Origin of the sequence: Vibrio sp. EA2, assembly GCF_033042495.1 — a bacterium.
GTDB lineage: Bacteria > Pseudomonadota > Gammaproteobacteria > Enterobacterales > Vibrionaceae > Vibrio.
Genome location: NZ_JAWLID010000051.1, coordinates 1 through 899, shown reverse-complemented (window position 1 = coordinate 899; position 899 = coordinate 1). Strand labels below are relative to the sequence as shown.

The 899-nt window shown below is 39.4% G+C and carries 1 protein-coding gene; it reads left to right on the top strand.

Annotated features, from left to right (window positions below):
- The first annotated feature begins 291 nt into the window (after positions 1-291).
- Positions 292-705 (top strand): GNAT family N-acetyltransferase, encoded by a 414-nt coding sequence (locus RXX31_RS24680; RefSeq protein WP_258496189.1) that lies wholly within the window; start codon positions 292-294, stop codon positions 703-705.
- The last annotated feature ends 194 nt before the right edge of the window (positions 706-899 follow it).

The window sequence follows — 899 nt, the reverse complement described above, 5'->3', positions numbered from 1 at the left end:
CGGGAGCAAACTTCATGATTATCGCATCTCACTGTTTTTATGTTCAGAGGTGTCGCACTTCGTACTTGAATCCAAGAAACTTAACAAACAATTTAAGAGTGATTCAGCACGCTTGGCATTTTGGGTTTGAGTTTAGTTCTGTGTTTACGGTGGTCAAATTAAGTGTAGTGGTAGCGTGCTTCACACCTTAATTGGGCGTTATGTTTTCGGCGAAAATCCACTATGATTTACGACTAAGATTTAAAGGTTAGATAAATTTAACTAGCTGATAGTTTATCCATAAGGAGTAGCATGACTCAATTATCCAACATCATGTATAAAGAGCGTGATGGTTTTTTATATGTGTATTTCGAAAACTACGATGATGATTGTAATTGCATGTGGAGAAAAAATCCTGAGCATGAAAACGTCTATACTATCGAGCGTGTAGATATATTACCTGAATTTCGTAGGAAAGGATTCGCTCGAGAATTACTAAAGGATACACTCAAACGTATTGCGGTAGAGTGTCCTCAAGCTTGCGTAGAAATCACCGCAGAGCCAGACGAAGATAGCGGGATAACTGTGGAAAATCTCGTAGCTTTCTATGAATCACTTGGATTTGAAAAGCATCTAAGTCTTGGATCTCGTGTTCACCTCCGACTGTATTTGGATGATTCTGTGAAACCAAACACTGTGTACGATCATCCATTCTATTTCAAATAAAAACATAACAAACTGTTCAAGAGTGATTCGCAACGCGTGGCATTTTTACTATACGTTGCGTTTAGTGTTTAAGGTGGTATGCGGCGGCATCGGTGTTGCGTTGCTCACACCTTAACAGGGCGTTATGTGTAATCGAGAGTTCAGGGAAAGAATGAAAGTACTTATATCAGGATCCAATGGGTATATTGGTAGCC

Bases quoted from the DNA above. Each gene is read 5' to 3' on its own strand.
- RXX31_RS24680 (WP_258496189.1), top strand. From the start codon at position 292: ATGACTCAATTATCCAACATCATGTATAAAGAGCGTGATGGTTTTTTA.